Genomic DNA, 20260 nt, shown 5'->3' on the forward strand with positions numbered 1-20260 from the left:
TGTCGACTGATGCACCGCTATCGCGAGCAGGCTCGCTCCCACCTTGGGTCAAATCAGCCAGCACTACACCCGAAACGCATTGATCAGTTGCTTGAGCTGCACCACCTGGGCAGACAGCTCACGGCTGGCGTTTTCGGTCTGGTGCGCGCCTTCGGCCGTGCGTTCGCCGGCGCGGTTGATCTCGACGATGTTCTGGTCGATGTCATGGGCCACGGCCGTCTGCTGCTCCACGGCGGCGGCGATCTGCTGGTTCTGGTCGACGATCATGCCGACCGCACCGAGGATATTTTCCAGGGCCTGTTGGACCTTCTCCGATTGACCGACCGTGCCACTGGCCATCTCATGACTGGTGCCCATCGCCTTGACGGCGGCACCGACACCGCCATGCAGGCGGGCGATCATCGCTTCGATTTCTTCGGTCGATTGCTGGGTCCGCTTGGCCAGGGTCCGCACTTCATCGGCCACCACCGCAAAACCCCGCCCCTGTTCACCGGCACGGGCGGCTTCGATGGCGGCATTGAGGGCCAGCAGGTTGGTCTGCTCGGCGATGCTCTTGATCACATCCAGCACGCGGCTGATGGCCTGGCTGTCGGTCGCCAGTTGGTTGATCACCTGCACCGACTGATCGATCTCACTGGCCAAGCGGGCGATGCTGCCCTGCTGCGACTCCACCAGCCCGCGCCCGCTGAGGGTCTCGTCGTTCACACTGTGGGCACTGCTCACGGCAGCGGCTGCACTGCGGGCCACTTCCTGGGCCGTGGCCGACATCTGGTTCATCGCCGTGGCCACCAGTTCGATCTGGCTGCGCTGGCCGGCGACGGCCTGGTTGCTCTGGGCCGATACCGTTTCCACCCGCCCGGCCTGGCGTTCGACTTCCGCGACGGTGCGGCTGACCTGTTCGATCAGATCATGGATCTTCGCCACCGTACCGTTGAACACTTCACCCAGTTCGCCCAGCTCATCCTTGCTGCGCGCCACGAAATTGACCGTCATGTCCCCCGCCGCCACTTTGTCCATCATCTGGCCCAGGTGCTGGAGGGTGGTGCGGGTCGACGCGTAGAAGCCGGCGTACAGGTAAAAAATCAACAGGAACACCGCCACCAGCGCCACGGCCTGCAGCACCATATGGCTACGATTCTGCTCAAGCCGCTGCTGCAGCTGCACACCGAGAAAGCCCTGGGTCGCTTCGTTCAGCCGATAAGTCTGCTCCATCAGGCCGCTGACCTGCTCGAAGAACGCCGGCCACGGTGCATCGAGGGTATCGGCCATCACCACTTGCTCCTCGATCAGCTCCAACGCTTTCTTGAGGCTGCTCTTGCTACCCTCGGCCTGGGCGCCAAGGGCTTGCCCGGCGGCCTTGCTGGAGCCGAGGGCGTCCTGCAGTTTCAAGTCATACTCGCCCTGGAGCTTTTCGATCTGCGCCAGCAACTCGTCGAAGCGGGTGCTCGATGCCGAATTGAGAAACCCCAGCCCCAACGAGGACGCCCCCAGCGCCCGGCCATCGCCGAGGATCTGGGTGACCTTGGGAGTGGTGCCGATGATCAATTCGCTGAGTTGGCGGATGTCGCTCTGGTTGTCGCGGCTCAGCCCCGCCTGGCTGGCAATGATCTGGCTGAACATCTGGGCGCTGTTGAGCAACTTGCCGATCAGCGCACTTTTGCTCTGCAGGGAGCTTTCCGCCTGCTGGGCCTTGAAAGCGGCGATCATCTCGTCGCGCTTGGCCTCGAAGGCACTGACCTGCTCGGGCTCGATGGCCATGGCGGTCATGCCTTGCAGACGCGCGAGGACTTGCTGCTCCAGGCTGCCGATCTTCGCTTCGACATCACCAGCCTTGCCGGACTGGCCCAGGCTGGCGTTGATCTGCACCAGGTTGTTGAGGGTTTCCAGGTCCCGGCGCAGGGCCAGGCTACTGCCCAACAGGTCGAGGCTTTGCAGCTCCACTTGGGTGCCCTGGAATTCCCGATAGGAATCACGCACCAGAAAGAAGTTGGTCACCAGCATGGGTAGCAGGAACAGCACGCTGATCAGGCTGAACTTCATGCCGAAGCTCAGGCGGTTCATTAGCGCGACGGCGGGCCAGAGCAAACTCTTCACAAGGAAGTCTCCCGGTAGTGTTCTTATTGTTATGAGCTCGCGCACAGAGACAGCAGAAAGCCACTATTCGGGCGCTGTCCCTGTATAGCCTAAATCGGCGGGGAGATTTGTAACTTAAGGTTAACGACGTAGGAGCGGTGTAGGAGCTGACGAGTGCAACGAGGCTGCGATCTTTCCCTCGACGCTTGAATCCCAAGCGAAAGATCAAAAGATCGCAGGCTTCGCCAGCTCCTACAGAGCCGAGCGGGAGCAAGCTCCCTCGCCACAGAAAGCACCTTGACGACAGCTGTCAGGCCAACACCGTCCACAACGCAAACCCGGCATACCAAAGCACCGCCGCACGCAGCAGCAATTCCCACAGCCGGTCCAAGCTATTGATGCCATCCGGCCCCGCGACAGGCTTGGGAATTTCGCCAGCCACCAGGCCGACCTTGTCGATGAGGTCGGCGGCGCTGATGTTCCAGTTCAACAGCTCATGCAGCATGACCCGGCTGACCGCGACGAAATTGCCCACCAGGGCGAAGCTTGCCGCCAGCAACCGCACCGGCACCCAATCGAAGGCATGGCGCATTTGCGCGGCCCGCTCGGCCACACCGGGGTTCTGGCTGTGCTCGGCGGCCAGCGCCAGCAGTCGATAGCTCAAGGCCGCGACCGGGCCCAACACGAAGTACCAGAAAATCACCGCGAAAAAGCTCTGGTAGGCCTGCCACAACAAATGCCCCTGGACCCGCTCCAGCAACTGCTCACCGTCATCGGCCTCAATGTCCAGGTCGCGCTTGGCCACATGGGCTGCCGCTTGCAGGTCCTCCCGACGCCAGGCGTCGCGAAACGGCCCGAGGGCGGCCAGCAGATCGCCGCGCCCCAGGCTGTAAATCACCACCAGCAAATGCACCGGCAGCGCCAGCAGACCGTAGGCCACTGGCTCCAGCACCCACAAAAGCAGCGCCAGCACGGCCACAGGTAGCAGGACCAGCACCGTCAGCACCAGCCAGGGTCGGTTGACCCACCGTGGGCTCGCCTCGAGCTTGTTCAGCTCGCGCAGCCAACCGCCGTCGCGCTGGACCCGCTGGCGCAAGGCCGAGAATTTCTCGATCCAGACAGCCAGCAGCAACACCAGAAAACTCATTGTCCTTCCCCTTCTGTCAGGGCCGTGCGATAGCGCGCCCAGTCGAATGCCGGTCCCGGATCGGTCTTGCGCCCCGGTGCGATGTCGCTGTGCCCGCAGATACGCTGCACAGTGATCGCCTTGAACGCCGCTTGCAACTGCCGGGTCAGGTCCACCAATGCGACATATTGCGCGTCGGTGAACGGCAGATCATCCGTGCCCTCAAGTTCGATGCCCAGGGAAAAATCGTTACAGGCCTCACGCCCCTCGAAGCACGAGACGCCCGCATGCCACGCACGATCCAGACAAGAGACAAATTGGGTCACGGCGCCGTCACGCTCGATCAGAAAATGCGCAGAAACCCGCAGGTCGGCGATACCGGCAAAGTAGGGATGTTCCGTGACATCCAGACGATTCTGGAAGAATTCCTGCACCTTGCCGGTGGCGAATTGTGCCGGGGGCAGGCTGATGTTGTGGATCACCAGCAGGGAGATTTCGCCCTCGGGGCGCGCATTGAAGTTGGGCGATGGGCAATGACGCACCCCTTCGCACCAACCGCTCGCGGAGTCCAACTGCATACAGGTTCCTTCGACGACGACGGTGGATGCCGCCAGTATGCCGTGATCGGACCGGGCTGCGCGATCACTTGCCGCGATTGAGCTGGCGCAGATTGCCCAGCACCGACTCCAGCGCCCGGTCGAACAACAGGGTGTCGTCCAACAGCCGCGCCGCGCCGCGACGAAACTCCAGGGCCAGGCTGGTGCGGCTGTGCTCCAGCACCTTGAGGCCGGTGCGATTGACGAAGACGTATTTGCCGGTGGCCTCGATGATCGCCGCCAGCTTGCAACGCAGGGTATTGTCATCGTCCTCCTGGAACTCGACCCAGCTCCCCAGGTGCAACTGGTCGACCTGCAGCAGGCCGACATCATCCGCCGGCAAATGCACCGCCACGCTCTCCCCCGCCGTTTTTTGCGGAGGACGCAGGACGATTTTTTCCAGCACCTCGACCATGGCAGGCGAATCGAACGGCTGGGCCTGTTCCGTCGCCTGGCCCGTGCGTTCGAGCGCCTGCACATGCAGGACTTCCAGCTCACTGAAAAACTCGCTGGTGGCGAACGGGTCGAACGCCGAACGGCTCAGGCCTTCACGCAGGGCCTTGAGCAGCTCCGGCACCATCGCCAGCAAACGCAGGCCGGCGTCCGGTTCGTCATGCGGCTGGACGCTCCAGATCAAATGCTCCAGGGTCAGGACGTCGGCCTGCCACTCGGCGGAATACTTGCCGTGCTTGAAACAGGTCAGCAACAACACCTGGCTCCAGGCGTGTTGCACGAACTCCACCACGGCTTGCGGCAAGACTTTGCCCAGCATCACCTGGTTCAGCGCCCCTTCGACCCGCTGGCGCGCCAGCTCGGCCTTGGCCCGGCCCTCTTCGGCATCGCGGATACGCTGCTCAAGCAACTCGCTGCGCCGCCGCTCGTCACTGGTGAAGGCCAGGAAATCGGCCAGCAGCTCGGAGAAAATCGCCGGGTCATCGACGAAATCATTCAGCAGGCGCTGCACGACCTGTTCGATGCGCAAATACAGGCTGTCGCGCTGATGATCGTCGCAATCGCCCCAGCCCATGGCGGCGGCCGCGATTTCGTTCAGCAGCCGCCGGGCCGGATGATTGCCGCGGCTGAAGAAGCTCTTGTCCTGCACCGCGACCTTGAGCATCGGGATCTGCAGGCGACCGATCAGGGCCTTGAAGGAGTCTGGGAGGTTATGGTCGTCGAGGATGAACTCGAACATCATCGAGATCAGGTTGATCACGTCTTCATCGGCGCCTTCGACCACCCGGGACTTGCCACTCCTGACGCTGACCCGGGTCAACAGTTGTTCGAGTTGGCTACGCAGGTCGAATTCGTCCTGCACGGCAGGCGCTGGCACGTACTGCTGCAAGTGCGAGAGCAGCCGCAGCAGGTCACGGGTCGAGATCGGTTGAGGCGGCGCGCTGGCTTCCAGGGTCGGCGCCACACTGCCACGCACCTGCATCAACAGCTTCTGCAAGGCGGCGAACACTTCCTGCACGCTGTCGTCGACCTCGGCATCGCTGGGCTGGGCAGCGATTTCGGCGTTGGCCCTGGGGGGATCCTCGGAGCGATCCGACGCCCGGCGAGCCGGGGTCACCTTGAGCTCCGGCAAGATGCCCGTGGCGGCCAGCAGTTGGTTGGCCTCGGTATAGAGCTGGTCGCACTCGCTGAGCACATAACGCTCGAAGAGCTTGAGCAGGATCAGCTTGACCTTGATGCCCACGCCCAGGTTACGCCCGGCCTGCAGGAACTTCTCGCACAGCAGTGCCGGACTCAGGGGGTTGTACTGGTTGGCCAGCGGCCGGTCCAGCAGTACACCGAGCCTGGCCGTCAGTTGCTCCAGCGACACGCCATCGCGCCTGAGCACCCGAGTGACCATGGCCTCGACCGCCAGATGACGTTCCAGCTCATCGTGGGAACGCTGTGTCTGGCCTTCCGGCGCCAGGGCGGGCACCAGGCTGGCGTGGGCCAGGTCGTACTGGGTCAGGCTGACGAAGGTCTCGAAAAACTGCTCGATGAATTCCCGCTCGATGCTTTTGCGCTTCAGGCGCAAGTCCCGCATGGCCTCGAAGTACAGGTTCTGCTCGACGTCGTCGCGCGCCCGGTCGGCCATTTCAAACAAGGTGTCGTCGGCGTTATCGAACAGCCCCTGCAAGCCCAGGCGCAGCTGTTGGGCGGCCTTGTCGCGAACCTGAAGCAGAATCACAGGCAGGCGGGCGAGCGGCGAACGATTCGCCTGATCGGTAGCCACCTTGTGCAAAGGCACTACATTCCCGTCGTTGTGCATCCTGGCCTCCTGAAACGGTTTTCGGTTCGCAACGTCAAAGCTATGACGTCAATCGAAAGGCGGATTATCGGGTAAAACAACCCTGTCGTACCAGTAGACTCTGTGAACCAGCTCGAAATACGGCGCAAATAAGTGACCGGGAAAATGAGGAAATGTTGCGAGGACGCGACCAAATGCAGGTTTCGACACCCTATAATCACGCCACTTTGTTTGTGGAGCCCGTTATGCCGAATCTACGCCTCGCCGATCTGACCGCCGAAATCGAAGCCAACGTGCGCCGTGCGTTGCTTGAAGACATCGGCAGCGGCGACATCACCGCGCAACTGATCCCCGCCGAACGCCTGGCCAAGGCCACCATCATCACCCGCGACGCGGCGATCATCAGTGGCACGGCCTGGGTCGATGCCGTGTTCCGGCAACTGGATCCGCGTGTCGCGGTGCATTGGCAAGTGCACGACGGCGACCGGGTCACTCCCGATCAGGCGCTGTTCCACCTGGAGGGCCCGGCCCGCTCGCTGCTGACCGGCGAACGCAGCGCCCTGAACTTCCTGCAAATGCTCTCGGGCGTCGCCACGCGGGCCCGTTACCTGGCCGACTTTGTCGCCGGGACCCAGGTCAAGCTGCTGGACACCCGCAAGACCCTGCCCGGGCTGCGCCTGGCCCAGAAGTACGCGGTCACTTGCGGTGGCTGCCATAACCACCGCATCGGCCTGTACGACGCTTTCCTGATCAAGGAAAACCACATCGCCGCCTGCGGCGGAATCGCCCAGGCCATCGCGGCCGCCCACAAGATCGCACCGGGCAAACCGGTGGAAATCGAAGTGGAAAGCCTGGCGGAGTTGAACGAAGCGCTGGCGGCCAACGCCGACATCATCATGCTCGACGAACTGAGCCTGGACGACATGCGTGAAGCCGTGCGCCTCAATGGCGGCAAGGCGAAGCTGGAGGCCAGCGGCGGGATCAATGAAAGCACGTTGCGCCCGATCGCCGAGACCGGGGTGGACTACATCTCGATCGGCGCGATGACCAAGGATGTGAAGGCAGTGGATCTGTCGATGCGCTTGAGCCTCTGACAACAAAAAACGCCAGCCTTGAAAGGCTGGCGTTTTTTTCAGACCACCAGATTGTTCATTTCGCAGTACTCATCCCATTCCACGCCCAGCACCTCGGCCGCTTCCTTGTGCAACGCAAGGCGCTGTGCCTCGAACTCTTCAGGCGTGCTGGTGTACTTGAGCGTCAACTCCCAGGGTTGCAGCCCCTGGGCTTCGGCCTCGTCCTCGAATGCCCATTGGATCTGATCTTTCTGATCGTCGGCGGACAAGTCCTTGATCTCTTCCAGCAACTGGGGCGCATCCAGCACGTACTTCTTCAGCGCTTCTTCGTGCCTGGCTTCCTGGGTCAATGCTTTAACAGTCATGGCGTTCTCGTTGATCGGGGGAATGGAAGATGGATCTGGATCATCAAGGATCTCTCTGACGCAAAAAACCGTGTGAAGCCCGGTTTATCTGGCCTTCAGAACCATTCGTGGATCATCTGAAAACTGCTGGGCGATGCACATGCAGGCAATGAATATAGGATGTTTTGCCGACGATTTACACGGTTCTTTACATCTATCCCACAAAAAAACCTGTGCCGAAGAAGCGCTGCGGGCCCTGGAACATCTGTCAAAATAACCAGTCATAGCCATGTGCCATGCCGGCACTTCACAAGGAACCCCAGTGATGCGCAGCTTTTCGAAACGCTTGTCGATCCAACTTGCCACCGCGACCGTGCTGCTTGGCAGCCTGACCTTGACTGACGCGGCTCAAGCGGCGGTTGAAGTCTCCTCCGATGGGCCATCTTCCGACGACGCCATTCCTGCCCTTCGTTATGACCGATTTGATAAGTACGTACTCGTCAAGACCAACGTCAGCGTCAGCGCCTTGGAAAACCTGCCGAAATCCGTGAAGAACAACGCCGAGGAACTGGAAAGCCAGAAACGCGTCCTTAGCGAGCAGGCCCGTCAGATCGAAGAACTCAAGCGCAACAGCGGCTCCAGTTCCACCTCCAGCAGCAAAGAGATTGACGAGCTCAAGCGCACTATCAAGGAACAGGAACGCGACCTGAACGACCTTGGCAAGCAAGTGGAAGAACTCAAGCGCAATAGCGGCTCCAATTCGAGTTCGAGCAACAGCGAGATGTCGTCCCTGAAACGGGAACTCAGCGATCAGGATCGAGAGATGGATCAGCTCAAACGCACGGTCGAGGAACTGAGCAGGAAGGTGAAATAACGAGGGGAAATCTTGCCCGAGACAGGAATCGAACCTGCGACCTTCGCGTTACGAGTGCGCTGCTCTACCGACTGAGCTACACGGGCGGTGGCTAAAACTAGCACCGTCTCCGGTGGCCAGGCAACCTGCCTGGCAGGGATTTTCGTCACACAGCAAAACGCCCCGAACCAGTCGGGGCGTTTGCTTGTTCAGCGGTCAGGCGATGGGGTGATTAAACGCCCGATGCCTTGGCTGCTGCGACGTCCTTGATGGACAGCTTGATACGGCCGCGGTTGTCCACGTCCAGTACCAGCACTTCCACTTCCTGACCTTCCTTGAGGATGTCGGTCACTTTCTCGACGCGAGCATCGCTCAGCATGGAGATGTGAACCAGACCGTCCTTGCCCGGCAGGATGTTGACGAACGCGCCGAAGTCGACGATGCGTTCAACCTTGCCGACGTAGATCTTGCCGATCTCGGCTTCGGCAGTGATGCCCAGGACGCGCTGGCGTGCCGCTTCTGCCGCTTCCTTGGTTTCGCCGAAGATCTTGATCGAACCGTCGTCTTCGATGTCGATCGAAGCCTTGGTTTCTTCACAGATCGCGCGGATGGTCGCGCCGCCTTTACCGATGACATCACGGATTTTGTCGGTGTCGATTTTCATCGCGATCATGGTCGGAGCATTTTCCGACAGCTCGGTACGGGACTGACCGATGATCTGGTTCATCTGGCCGAGGATGTTCAGGCGCGCTTCCAGGGCTTGGCCCAGGGCGATTTCCATGATCTCTTCGGTGATGCCCTTGATCTTGATGTCCATCTGCAGTGCGGTGACGCCCTTGGCGGTACCGGCCACTTTGAAGTCCATGTCGCCCAGGTGGTCTTCGTCACCCAGGATGTCGGTCAGGACGGCGAATTTCTCGCCTTCTTTCACCAGACCCATGGCGATACCGGCAACCGGTGCCTTCATCGGCACACCAGCGTCCATCAGTGCCAGGGATGCGCCGCAGACCGACGCCATGGAGCTCGAACCGTTGGACTCGGTGATTTCCGATACCACGCGAATGGTGTACGGGAACACGTCAGCGGCTGGCAGCATGGCCTGGACCGAACGACGGGCCAGACGGCCGTGACCGATTTCGCGACGACCGGCGCCACCCATGCGACCACACTCGCCCACCGAGAACGGCGGGAAGTTGTAGTGCAGCATGAACGGGTCTTTCTTTTCGCCTTCCAGGGTGTCCAGCAGTTGCGCGTCACGGGCGGTGCCCAGCGTTGCAACGACCAGGGCCTGGGTTTCGCCACGGGTGAACAGTGCCGAACCGTGGGTCTTGGGCAGGACGCCGACTTCGATGTTCAGCGGACGTACGGTGCGGGTGTCGCGACCGTCGATACGCGGCTTGCCGTTGACGATGTTTTCGCGAACGGTGCGGTATTCGATTTCACCGAAAGCGGCTTTCACTTCAGCGGCAGACGGCTGGCCTTCTTCACCGGACAGCTTGGCGACGACCTGGTCTTTCAGCTCGCCCAGGCGCGCATAACGGTCAGCCTTGACGGTGATGGTGTAGGCCTGGGAGATCGCTTCGCCGAACTCGGCACGGATCGCGCCCAGCAGTTCGGTGGCTTCGGCTTGCGGAGCCCAGGTCCAGGTTGGCTTGGCGGCTTCGGCGGCCAGTTCCTTGACGGCGTTGATCACCACCTGGAACTCGTCGTGGGCGAACAGCACGGCGCCCAGCATCTGGTCTTCGGTCAGCTCTTTGGCTTCGGATTCAACCATCAGCACGGCTTCGGAAGTACCGGCCACGACCATGTCCAGGCTCGAGGCTTTCAGTTGCTCGTAGGTCGGGTTCAGCAGGTAGCCGGTGCTTTCGTGGAACGCGACGCGGGCAGCGCCGATCGGGCCATCGAAAGGAATGCCGGAGATGGCCAGGGCAGCCGAGGTACCGATCATCGCAGCGATGTCCGGATCGGTTTTCTTGCTGGTGGATACGACGGTGCAGACAACCTGCACTTCGTTCATGAAGCCTTCTGGGAACAGCGGACGGATCGGACGGTCGATCAGTCGGGAAGTCAGGGTTTCTTTCTCGGAAGGACGGCCTTCGCGCTTGAAGAAACCGCCAGGGATCTTACCGGCAGCGTAAGTCTTTTCCTGGTAGTGGACAGACAGAGGGAAGAAACCCTTGCCTGGATCGGCTTGCTTGGCACCGACAACGGTCACCAATACGCTGACGTCGTCGTCAACGGTGACCAGCACTGCGCCGGAGGCCTGACGGGCGATACGGCCAGTCTCGAGGGTAACGGTCGACTGACCGAACTGGAATTTTTTGATTACCGGGTTCACGGTGTCCTACCTTCTTTGTGGCTCTTGGGGAACTTGTCTTCTTGCGAAATTCTTGGGCAATGACGGGAATCGGCCCGACGCCTGTCCAGGGTAAAACGTGTATCCAGATAAAACTTGAGGCTGGGAGCCTGCCATGCGCCAGCGGGATACCCACTGACGCACGACAGACCACCAACCTCTAGCGCAATCGCTTGTTAGCGACGCAGACCCAGGCGAGCGATCAGAGCGCTGTAACGGCTCACGTCCTTGCCTTTCAGGTAGTCCAGCAGCTTACGACGCTGGTTTACCATGCGGATCAGACCACGACGGGAGTGGTGATCCTTACCGTTGGCCTTGAAGTGACCTTGCAGTTTGTTGATGTTGGCGGTCAGCAGTGCAACTTGCACTTCTGGCGAACCAGTGTCACCAACAGCTTGCTGGTAGTCAGCTACGATTTGAGCTTTTTCTTGAACGTCGAGAGCCATGAGGCAATCCTTCCAGTCAGGAAACTGTTCCGAGGAAACAGCTTCAACAGGCCAGGGACAAATCCCTGTATCTATAAATGAGTAGTGACCGTGCCTGTTAACAGCCACACTCGCCAACCTGCTGTTACGCAGGCTGGTTCCGGTCATTCCGACCGAATCAGTCGACGCGGCGCAATGCGCCCGTCTTCGCTCACTTCACCGATACCGATGAAACGACCGTTGTGATCCTGTACCCGGACCATGCCGAACTTCGGCGCATCCGGGGCACGTACCGGCTGGCCGTTGAGCCAGTAGAACGCACTGTGTTCCGAGAACTGCAAGAGCGGCCAATCCAGCAACCCGCTGTCCGATGGCATCAGGAAACGGTCGACCGCTTCGTTGCCGCCTTCGGCATGCACCGCTTCGAGCTCTTCCAGCGTGACCGTCTGGGCCAACGTGAAAGGCCCGGCCTGGGTCCGTCGCAATTCTGCCACGTACGCGCCACAGCCGAGCTGCTCACCGATATCCTCCACCAGGGTCCGGATATAGGTGCCTTTGCTGCAATCCACGGCCAGCCGCGCAGTATTACCGTCAAAGGCCAGCAATTCCAAGCGCGCAATAGTAACAGAACGCGGTTCGCGCTCCACTACTTCGCCTGCACGGGCCAGTTTATACAACGGCTGCCCATCACGCTTCAAAGCGGAGTACATCGGCGGTATCTGGCTGATTTGCCCGCGAAAACCTGGCAAGACCGCTTCAATATCCGCCTGACCAACGGTCACCGGGCGCTCCAGCAAAACCTCGCCTTCGGCATCCGCCGTGGTGGTGGTCTTGCCCAGTTGCGCCAGGGTTTCGTAACCCTTGTCGGAATCGAGCAGGTACTGGGAAAACTTGGTCGCCTCGCCAAAGCACAGCGGCAGCACGCCGGTGGCCAGCGGATCGAGGCTACCGGTGTGCCCGGCCTTTTCAGCATTGAGCAGCCAGCGAACCTTCTGCAACGCCGCGTTGGAGGTGAACCCCAGCGGCTTGTCGAGCAGGATGATACCGCTGACGTTACGACGGATACGTTTGACCTGAGCCACCGATTACTCCTTGGTGTCTTCGGGGTCAGCCGCAACCGGGTGCTGGCTGTCCTGCGCCACGGCGCGCTCGATCAGTGCCGACAGATGCGCACCCCGTGCGACGCTTTCGTCGTAGTGGAAGTGCAACTGTGGGACGCTGCGCAGCTTCATCTCCCGGGCCAGCTGCATACGCAGGAAGCCGGCGGCCGAGTTGAGCACCTTGATGCTCTGGGCGATTTCTTCGGCGCTGTCCTGCCCCATCACGGTGATGAAGATCTTGGCGTGACCGACGTCACGGCTGACTTCCACTGCGGTGATGGTGACCAGGCCGACGCGCGGGTCTTTGACTTCGCGACGGATCAGCTGGGCCAGCTCGCGCTGCATCTGATCGCCGATTCGTTGGGTACGGCTGTATTCTTTTGCCATGTCTTGTTACCTGTTACTGCCCCACGGTGAAACCCGCGAGGTCTGAAAGCGGCAAACGCCCGGCCTGGCAAAAGCCAGACCGGGCGTTGCGTTTAGAGTCCGCCAGCCAGGCAGCGCATGTTCATGCGGCTGCCCGGTGCGGCTCTTGAAGTGCGCGAGTCAGAGGCTGCGAGCAACCTGGACCTTCTCGAAGACTTCGATCTTGTCGCCGACCTTGACGTCGTTATAGCTCTTGACGCCAATACCGCACTCCATGCCGGCACGTACTTCGGAAGCGTCATCCTTGAAGCGGCGCAGGGATTCCAGCTCGCCTTCGAAGATGACGATGTCTTCACGCAGTACACGGATCGGACGGTTACGGTGAACGACACCCTCGATCACCATGCAACCGGCGATGGCACCGAACTTCGGCGAGCGGAACACGTCGCGAACTTCGGCCACGCCCAGGATGTTCTCCCGCACGTCGCTGCCCAGCATACCGGTCAACGCTTTCTTGACGTCTTCGATGATGTCGTAGATCACGTTGTAGTAACGCATATCCAGGCCTTCCTGCTCGACGATCTTGCGAGCGCCGGCATCGGCACGCACGTTGAAGCCGAACAGTACAGCGTTGGAAGCCAGTGCCAGGTTGGCATCGGATTCGGTGATACCACCGACACCGCCACCGACCACACGCACTTGCACTTCGTCGTTACCCAGGCCATTCAAGGCGCCGTTCAACGCTTCGAGCGAACCACGGACGTCGGATTTGAGGACGATGTTGAGCGTCTTCTTCTCTTCCTGACCCATGTTCTCGAAGATGTTTTCCAGCTTGCCGGCGTGAGCACGAGCCAGTTTGACTTCGCGGAACTTGCCTTGACGGAACAGAGCCACTTCACGAGCTTTCTTCTCGTCAGCCACAACGCTCATCTCGTCGCCAGCGTCCGGGGTGCCGTCCAGGCCGAGGATCTCGACCGGGATAGCCGGACCGGCTTCCTTGATGGACTTGCCGTTCTCGTCGAGCATGGCGCGCACGCGGCCATAGTTCGAGCCGACCAGCACCATGTCGCCTTGGCGCAGGGTACCGTCCTGAACCAGGACAGTCGCAACCGGACCACGGCCCTTGTCGAGACGGGACTCAACGACCACACCACGGCCAGGAGCCGAAGGCGTAGCGGTCAGTTCCAGAACCTCGGCCTGCAACAGAACGGCTTCGAGCAGTTCGTCAACGCCGGTACCCATCTTCGCCGAGACCGGCACGAATGGAGTGTCGCCACCCCACTCTTCGGAGGTCACGCCGTGGACCGACAGTTCGCTGCGGATGCGATCGAGATCGGCGCCCGGCTTGTCGATCTTGTTCACTGCAACCACCAGCGGCACACCAGCTGCCTGGGCATGCTGAACGGCTTCGATGGTTTGCGGCATGACGCCGTCGTCCGCTGCAACCACCAGGATCACGATGTCGGTCGCCTTGGCACCACGGGCACGCATCGCGGTAAACGCGGCGTGACCCGGGGTGTCGAGGAACGTCACCATGCCGCGGTCGGTTTCAACGTGGTAGGCGCCGATGTGCTGGGTAATACCGCCAGCCTCACCTGCTGCTACCTTCGCACGACGGATATAGTCGAGCAGGGAGGTTTTACCGTGGTCAACGTGGCCCATTACGGTCACGACCGGAGCACGGGAAACCGCCTCACCTTCAAACTTCAGGGACTCGGCCAGGGAATCTTCCAGGGCGGTGTCGCTGACCAGGGTCACTTTGTGGCCCAGCTCTTCAGCAACCAGCTGGGCAGTTTCCTGGTCCAGTACCTGGTTGATGGTGGCTGGCGTACCCAGCTTGAACATGAACTTGATGATTTCAGCAGCCTTGACCGACATCTGCTGGGCCAGATCGCCCACAGTGATGGTCTCGCCGATCTTCACTTCACGCACGACAGGGCCGGTAGGACTCTGGAAACCGTGGGCGTTGCGTTTCTTCAGCTTGGCCTTGCCGCGACCGCCGCGACGGAAGCCATCGCTTTCCTCGTCGGTGGTACGTGGCGCAACACGAGGTGCTGGTGCCTTTTCCTTGACCGATGCACGATGAGGCGCGTTCTTGCGCTCGCCATCGCCACTGCCACGACGGTTGTCGTCGGCACGTGGCTTGTCTGGACGACGCTGTTCATCGCGCTTGCGGGTATCGGCCGGAGCCGGAGCCGGTGCCACGACTGGCGCCGCTTCGCGCACAGGTTCGGCGACCGGGGCAACAGCCTCGACGGCTTCTACCGGAGCGGTTTGCGCAGCAGCAGGCTGGCGGCGCGCTTCTTCTTCGGCGCGACGCTTGGCTTCTTCTTCAGCCTTCTGACGAGCAGCATTTTCTACTGCGCGACGTTCTTCCTGTTCGCGTTTGCGCTCGGCTTCGATTTCTTCCGGGCTGCGTTGTACGAAGACTTTCTTCTTGCGTACTTCAACGCTGATGCTTTTGCTACCGGCAACACGCAGGGTGCTGGTGGTTTTACGCTGCAGAGTGATCTTGCGCGGTTCTTCCACTTTAGCCTTGTGACTGCTCTTCAGGTGAGTCAGCAGGGACTGCTTCTCACTGTCGGTCACATGTTCCTCGGCGGCGGTGTGCGGCAGACCTGCCTCACGCATCTGCTGCAACAGGCGCTCTACCGGTGTTTTGACCTCATCGGCCAGTTGTTTCACCGTGACTTGCGTCATGCACTTCTCTCCTCAGGCCGCGCCTAATTACTCGAACCAGTGGGCTCGGGCGGCCATGATCAACTTGCCGGCACGATCATCGTCAATGCCGTCGATGTCGAGCAGATCGTCAATAGACTGCTCGGCCAGGTCTTCGCGGGTAATTACGCCGCGCACCGCCAGTTCCATCGCCAAATCCTTGTCCATGCCCTCAAGCGAGAGCAGGTCTTCGGCCGGATGGGCGTCTGCCAGCTTTTCCTCAGTAGCGATGGCTTTGGTCAACAAACGATCCTTGGCCCGAGCGCGAAGCTCGTTGACGATTTCCTCGTCAAAGCCGTCGATGTTGAGCATTTCCTCCACCGGTACGTAGGCAATCTCTTCCAGGCTGGTAAAGCCTTCATCCACCAGCACCTGTGCCAGTTCTTCATCGACTTCAAGCTCCTCGATGAAGTTGCGCAGGATATCGCCGGTTTCAGCTTGCTGTTTAGCCTGGATGTCCGATTCGGTCATCACGTTCAGGGTCCAGCCAGTCAATTGGCTGGCCAGACGCACGTTCTGACCACCGCGACCGATGGCCTGAGCCAGATTGTCTGCGCCAACGGCGATGTCCATGGCGTGGGCATCTTCGTCGACAATAATTGCCGCCACTTCAGCAGGCGACATGGCATTGATCACGAACTGAGCCGGGTTGTCGTCCCACAGGACGATGTCCACGCGCTCGCCGCCCAACTCGCCGGATACGGCCTGGACACGCGAACCACGCATGCCGATGCAGGCACCTTGCGGGTCGATGCGCTTGTCCTTGGAGCGGACCGCGATCTTGGCACGCGAACCCGGATCACGGGAGGCGGCCATGACTTCGATCAGGCCTTCAGCAATTTCCGGCACTTCGATGCGGAACAACTCGATCAGCATTTCCGGCGCTGTACGCGACAGGATCAGCTGCGGCCCCCGGTTCTCGGTGCGGATTTCCTTGAGCAGCGCACGCAAACGCACGCCAACCCGGAAAGTTTCGCGGGAGATGATGTCTTCGCGAGCCAGCAACGCTTCGGCGTTGTTGCCCAGGTCGACGATCACGTTGTCGCGGGTGACCTTTTTCACGGTGCCGGAGATGATTTCCCCCAGGCGCTCGCGATAAGCGTCGACTACTTGCGCACGCTCGGCTTCGCGAACTTTCTGCACGATGACCTGCTTGGCAGTCTGTGCAGCGATGCGGCCGAACTCAATGGATTCGATTTTTTCTTCGACGACATCACCGACCTTGGCGCCCGGATGCGTTTCTGCAACCTTGCTTGGCCAGGTTTCGATAGCCGGATCGTCCAGGTCGGCTTCCTCGACGACCGTCCAGCGACGGAAAGTCTCGTAGGCACCCGTGTGGCGATTGATCTCCACACGCAAATCAACTTCGTCTTCGAACCGCTTCTTGGTAGCAGTGGCCAGAGCCAGCTCCAGCGCTTCAAAAATAACGTTAGCCGGTACGCCCTTTTCATTGGATACCGACTCAACAACCAGCAGTACTTCTTTGCTCATCGTACGCCTCGCCTTTCGCAAGCCATTGGATCCGCGGGATCCGCAGTATCTGGCACGTATCAGTCAAAACTGGGAATAATGTTGGCCTTGTCGATCATATCGATCGGCAACAGGAACTCATGGTCATCTACCTGCACCACGACGTCCTGCTCTTCTACACCGCGCAGAAGGCCTTGGAAGTTGCGTCGACCTTCGAAAGGCGAGCGCAGCTTGATCTTCACTTGTTCACCGGCAAACAAAGCGAACTGTTCAAGTGTGAACAGGGGGCGCTCCATGCCAGGCGAGGAAACTTCAAGGGTGTATTCGGAGGTGATTGGATCTTCGACATCCAGTACACCGCTGATCTGACGGCTGACGATGGCGCAATCGTCCACCAACACGCCGCCTTCCTTATCGATATAAACGCGCAACAGTGAGTGGCGACCTTGAGCCGAAAACTCAATACCCCAGCATTCATAGCCAAGGGCCACGACCACCGGGGCCAACAAGGCCTGCAACTGTTCTAGCTTGCTCGACACCTGAACCCCCTCGTGCATGTTTGTGCATGCTGTGCAAATAAAAAAAAATGGGCGAATCGCCCATCCCTGAAACGCCGTCGAATAGCGGCGTTATAAAGTGTCCAGCTAACAAAAAGCCCCTTGGAAGGGGCCCCTGAAACTGGTTGCGGGAGCCGGATTTGAACCGACGACCTTCGGGTTATGAGCCCGACGAGCTACCAGACTGCTCCATCCCGCGACAAAGCTGGGGCGGAAGTATACGACCGATCCTTTACAGGGTCAATGTAACCCTTCCACCTACAAGAAAGCCCGCAATCGCGGGCTCTCCTGATAATTGGTACCGAGAAGGGGACTCGAACCCCTACACCCTATGGGCACAACCACCTCAAGGTTGCGTGTCTACCAATTCCACCACCTCGGCAATACAGCGTTTGAAACCTTCTTACTTCTGCTCTTGAGCTGGAGGCACGTCAGTCGCCGGGTTGGCCGACTTTTGCTCTTGAAGCACCGGGACATCATCAGAAGCCGGTTGTTGCTTGGGCGCTTCCAGTACCGCCGGGTTTGGCAAACCTACTTGAGTCAGCTCGTGAGCTTTCTCTTTAGCAAAGTAACCTAACCCTAAGCTGGTCATGAAGAAACCGGCGGCAAGTATAGCAGTAAACTTACTAAGAAAGGTAGAGGAACCTTGGCTTCCGAACACAGTATTTGAAGCACCTGCACCGAAAGACGCACCAGCATCCGCACCTTTACCCTGCTGCAGCAATACGAGAGCAACTACGCCCAGTGCACCCAGCAGATGAAAAACGACTACGACTGTTTCCAGCATTTTTTCAGTTTCCCGCGGCGCGACAGATCGCACCGAACTCATCTGCATTCAGGGACGCTCCACCAATGAGCCCCCCATCGATATCCGGCATGCCGAACAGTTCGGCCGCATTGGCCGCCTTCACGCTGCCGCCGTATAGAAGCCGCACACCTCGTGCCACTTCAGAATTCTCTTCCGCCAACTGCGCGCGGATGGCTGCGTGCACATCCTGCGCCTGTTGCGGCGAAGCCGTCAGCCCGGTACCAATGGCCCAGACCGGCTCGTAGGCAATGACTGCCTTTGCAAAAGCACCGACACCCAGGTCTTCGATGATGCTGCCGAGCTGACGCCCGACAACCTCAAGGGTCTTGCCGGCTTCACGCTGCGCGAGGGTTTCCCCTACGCACAACACCGGAATCAGACCACAGGCCTGGGCCGCAGCAAACTTGCGGATCAAGGTCTTGTCCTGCTCGCCCATGATCTGGCGACGCTCGGAATGTCCAACCAGGACCAGGGAGCAACCTGCATCCACCAACTGACTCGGTGCAATCTCACCGGTCAACGCACCTTGCATGGATTCCACCGCAGAGTTCTGCGCGCCGACCGAAATCGACTTGCCTTTCAAGCCATCAATCACTTGATTGATATACAAGCAAGGCGGGAATACCGCGACATCAACACCGCTTGGCAAGGCCAGATGACGAAGGCCATTGATCAGCTCAGCGACGCTGGCGCGGGTACCGTGCATCTTCCAGTTACCAGCTACCATAGGGCGACGCATGCTGTACCTCGTCGGTCAAAGTGGGCGCAGATGTTACCCAACCGATTCATGACTGGCAAGCCGAATTCAGGCAGAAACTTCAGTAACCAGTTTTGCCAGCTCTTCGGCATAACCGCGAACCTGCGCTTCGTCCTCGCCTTCGACCATGACGCGCACCAAAGGCTCTGTGCCGGACTTGCGCAACAACACGCGCCCACGCCCCGCCATCGCCGCTGTCACACGTTCGCTGGCCTGCTTGACCTGCGCATGTTCGAGAGGATTCACACCGCCACCGAAACGCACGTTGATCAACACTTGCGGGCATTTACGCAATGCCTGGCGCGACTGTGCGAGCCCTTCGTTGCGCGCCTTGAGCGCCATCAGCACCTGCAGGGCCGCAATGATCGCATCACCGGTGGTGGTATGGTCGAAGCACACGATATGGCCGGAGTTCTCGCCCCCGATCACCCAGTTGCGCTCCAGCAACTCCGAAATCACGTAGCGGTCGCCGACGTTGGCCCGCACGAACGGGATATCCAGGTCCGCCAGGGCCAGTTCAAGCCCGAGGTTGCTCATCAAGGTGCCGACCACGCCGCCCTGCAGCTTGCCGCGCCCATGCAGGTCACGAGCGATGATGAACAGCAATTCGTCACCGTCGACGACCGTACCGGTGTGATCGACCATCAGGACCCGATCACCGTCGCCATCGAAGGCGATACCGAGATCGGCCTGCTCGGCCAGCACTGCAGCCTGCAAGGCCTCGGTATGGGTGGAACCACAGTTGTGGTTGATGTTCAGGCCGTTAGGCTGGGCGGAAAGCACCACCACATCGGCACCCAACTCGCGAAAGACGCTCGGCGCGACTTTATAGGTGGCGCCGTGAGCGCAATCGACAACAATTTTCAGGCCGGAAAAGCTGGTACCGGTCGGCACGCTGCCTTTGCAGAATTCGATGTAGCGACCCGACGCATCGTTGATCCGCGACACCTTGCCGATCTTGCTCGACTCGACCACGGTCATCGGCGCGTCCAGCAGCTCTTCGATCATCAGCTCGATGTCATCCGGCAGCTTGGTACCCTGGCCGGAGAAGAACTTGATGCCGTTGTCATCATGGGGGTTGTGCGAGGCACTGATCACGATGCCCGCCTGGGCCTGGAACGTACGAGTCAGATAGGCGATGGCCGGCGTCGGCATCGGGCCCAGCAGCATCACATCGGCGCCCGCCGACGTCAGGCCGGCCTCGAGCGCCGATTCGAACATGTAGCCGGAAATTCGCGTGTCCTTGCCGACCAGCACCTTGCAGGCGCCCATCTTGCGGAATGCCATGCCTGCCGCCCAGCCGAGCTTGAGCATGAAATCAGGGGTAATAGGGTATTCGCCGACCCGACCACGAATACCGTCGGTGCCAAAGTATTTCTTGCTCATAAGTGCTCCGTCA

17 protein-coding genes, 3 tRNA genes and 1 pseudogene are annotated in these 20260 nt (G+C 60.2%); 2 read left to right on the plus strand and 19 right to left on the minus strand.

The window, feature by feature from the left end; translation table 11 throughout:
- Positions 1 to 63 precede the first annotated feature (63 nt).
- The 5 genes and pseudogenes from BLU85_RS31760 to BLU85_RS18285 all read right to left on the minus strand — a co-directional run bounded on the left by BLU85_RS31760 (position 64) and on the right by BLU85_RS18285 (position 6055).
- Positions 64 to 993 (minus strand): methyl-accepting chemotaxis protein, encoded by a 930-nt coding sequence (locus BLU85_RS31760; RefSeq protein WP_371914244.1) that lies wholly within the window; start codon positions 991 to 993, stop codon positions 64 to 66.
- A pseudogene (locus BLU85_RS31765) lies at positions 970 to 2061 on the minus strand (methyl-accepting chemotaxis protein); the annotation flags it as partial. The pseudogene BLU85_RS31765 and the gene BLU85_RS31760, both read right to left, overlap by 24 nt.
- A gap of 322 nt (positions 2062 to 2383) precedes the next feature.
- Positions 2384 to 3220, minus strand: a complete 837-nt coding sequence (gene ampE / locus BLU85_RS18275) for a regulatory signaling modulator protein AmpE (RefSeq protein WP_092202137.1) — start codon at positions 3218 to 3220, stop codon at positions 2384 to 2386.
- Positions 3217 to 3777 (minus strand): 1,6-anhydro-N-acetylmuramyl-L-alanine amidase AmpD, encoded by a 561-nt coding sequence (gene ampD / locus BLU85_RS18280; RefSeq protein ID WP_092202135.1) that lies wholly within the window; start codon positions 3775 to 3777, stop codon positions 3217 to 3219. Before ampD ends, ampE begins: the two co-directional genes overlap by 4 nt.
- A 64-nt stretch (positions 3778 to 3841) precedes the next feature.
- On the minus strand, positions 3842 to 6055 hold the full coding sequence (locus tag BLU85_RS18285) for a DUF1631 domain-containing protein (protein ID WP_092202133.1): 2214 nt from the start codon (positions 6053 to 6055) through the stop codon (positions 3842 to 3844).
- 224 nt (positions 6056 to 6279) lie between these two features.
- On the opposite strand from BLU85_RS18285, the gene nadC reads away from it, so the two are divergent.
- Positions 6280 to 7128 (plus strand): carboxylating nicotinate-nucleotide diphosphorylase, encoded by an 849-nt coding sequence (nadC, locus tag BLU85_RS18290; RefSeq protein WP_092202131.1) that lies wholly within the window; start codon positions 6280 to 6282, stop codon positions 7126 to 7128.
- Between the two features lie 38 nt (positions 7129 to 7166).
- Here nadC and BLU85_RS18295 read toward each other — a convergent pair whose 3' ends face one another.
- Positions 7167 to 7472, minus strand: a complete 306-nt coding sequence (locus tag BLU85_RS18295) for a DUF6388 family protein (RefSeq protein ID WP_072341097.1) — start codon at positions 7470 to 7472, stop codon at positions 7167 to 7169.
- A 304-nt stretch (positions 7473 to 7776) separates the two neighbouring features.
- On the opposite strand from BLU85_RS18295, the gene BLU85_RS18300 reads away from it, so the two are divergent.
- On the plus strand, positions 7777 to 8325 hold the full coding sequence (locus BLU85_RS18300; protein ID WP_092202129.1) for a hypothetical protein: 549 nt from the start codon (positions 7777 to 7779) through the stop codon (positions 8323 to 8325).
- Between the two features lie 13 nt (positions 8326 to 8338).
- Here the strand turns inward: BLU85_RS18300 and BLU85_RS18305 are convergent.
- From BLU85_RS18305 to glmM, 13 genes are all read right to left on the minus strand, one after another.
- Positions 8339 to 8411: transfer RNA gene (locus tag BLU85_RS18305), tRNA-Thr, on the minus strand.
- A gap of 125 nt (positions 8412 to 8536) precedes the next feature.
- Positions 8537 to 10642, minus strand: a complete 2106-nt coding sequence (gene pnp, locus BLU85_RS18310; RefSeq protein ID WP_072411314.1) for a polyribonucleotide nucleotidyltransferase — start codon at positions 10640 to 10642, stop codon at positions 8537 to 8539.
- A gap of 194 nt (positions 10643 to 10836) precedes the next feature.
- The gene (gene rpsO / locus BLU85_RS18315; RefSeq protein ID WP_011332409.1) at positions 10837 to 11106 is read right to left on the minus strand and encodes a 30S ribosomal protein S15; all 270 of its coding nucleotides are present in this window, start codon (positions 11104 to 11106) and stop codon (positions 10837 to 10839) included.
- A 143-nt stretch (positions 11107 to 11249) separates the two neighbouring features.
- Entirely contained in the window at positions 11250 to 12167 is a 918-nt protein-coding gene (gene truB / locus BLU85_RS18320; protein WP_060739216.1) for a tRNA pseudouridine(55) synthase TruB, read from the minus strand.
- Between the two features lie 3 nt (positions 12168 to 12170).
- Positions 12171 to 12572: a 30S ribosome-binding factor RbfA gene (rbfA, locus tag BLU85_RS18325; RefSeq protein ID WP_060739217.1), complete on the minus strand. Its 402-nt coding sequence runs from the start codon at positions 12570 to 12572 to the stop codon at positions 12171 to 12173.
- Between the two features lie 159 nt (positions 12573 to 12731).
- A complete protein-coding gene (gene infB / locus BLU85_RS18330) occupies positions 12732 to 15251 on the minus strand; it encodes a translation initiation factor IF-2 (protein ID WP_060739218.1) in 2520 nt (839 codons plus the stop codon).
- 27 nt (positions 15252 to 15278) lie between these two features.
- The gene (gene nusA, locus BLU85_RS18335; protein WP_003177868.1) at positions 15279 to 16760 is read right to left on the minus strand and encodes a transcription termination factor NusA; all 1482 of its coding nucleotides are present in this window, start codon (positions 16758 to 16760) and stop codon (positions 15279 to 15281) included.
- A 59-nt stretch (positions 16761 to 16819) separates the two neighbouring features.
- Entirely contained in the window at positions 16820 to 17278 is a 459-nt protein-coding gene (rimP, locus tag BLU85_RS18340; protein WP_053118762.1) for a ribosome maturation factor RimP, read from the minus strand.
- Positions 17279 to 17418: 140 nt separating this feature from the next.
- A tRNA-Met gene (locus BLU85_RS18345) sits at positions 17419 to 17495 on the minus strand.
- 97 nt (positions 17496 to 17592) lie between these two features.
- Positions 17593 to 17678 (minus strand) — tRNA-Leu (locus BLU85_RS18350).
- 21 nt (positions 17679 to 17699) lie between these two features.
- On the minus strand, positions 17700 to 18083 hold the full coding sequence (gene secG, locus BLU85_RS18355; RefSeq protein WP_003197714.1) for a preprotein translocase subunit SecG: 384 nt from the start codon (positions 18081 to 18083) through the stop codon (positions 17700 to 17702).
- A gap of 4 nt (positions 18084 to 18087) precedes the next feature.
- Positions 18088 to 18843: a triose-phosphate isomerase gene (gene tpiA / locus BLU85_RS18360; RefSeq protein WP_060739219.1), complete on the minus strand. Its 756-nt coding sequence runs from the start codon at positions 18841 to 18843 to the stop codon at positions 18088 to 18090.
- A 66-nt stretch (positions 18844 to 18909) separates the two neighbouring features.
- Complete coding sequence (gene glmM, locus BLU85_RS18365; RefSeq protein ID WP_092202126.1) at positions 18910 to 20247, minus strand: phosphoglucosamine mutase; 1338 nt, start codon at positions 20245 to 20247, stop codon at positions 18910 to 18912.
- Positions 20248 to 20260 lie beyond the last annotated feature (13 nt).

Source organism: Pseudomonas sp. NFACC14 (assembly GCF_900106885.1).
GTDB lineage: Bacteria > Pseudomonadota > Gammaproteobacteria > Pseudomonadales > Pseudomonadaceae > Aquipseudomonas > Aquipseudomonas fluorescens_AA.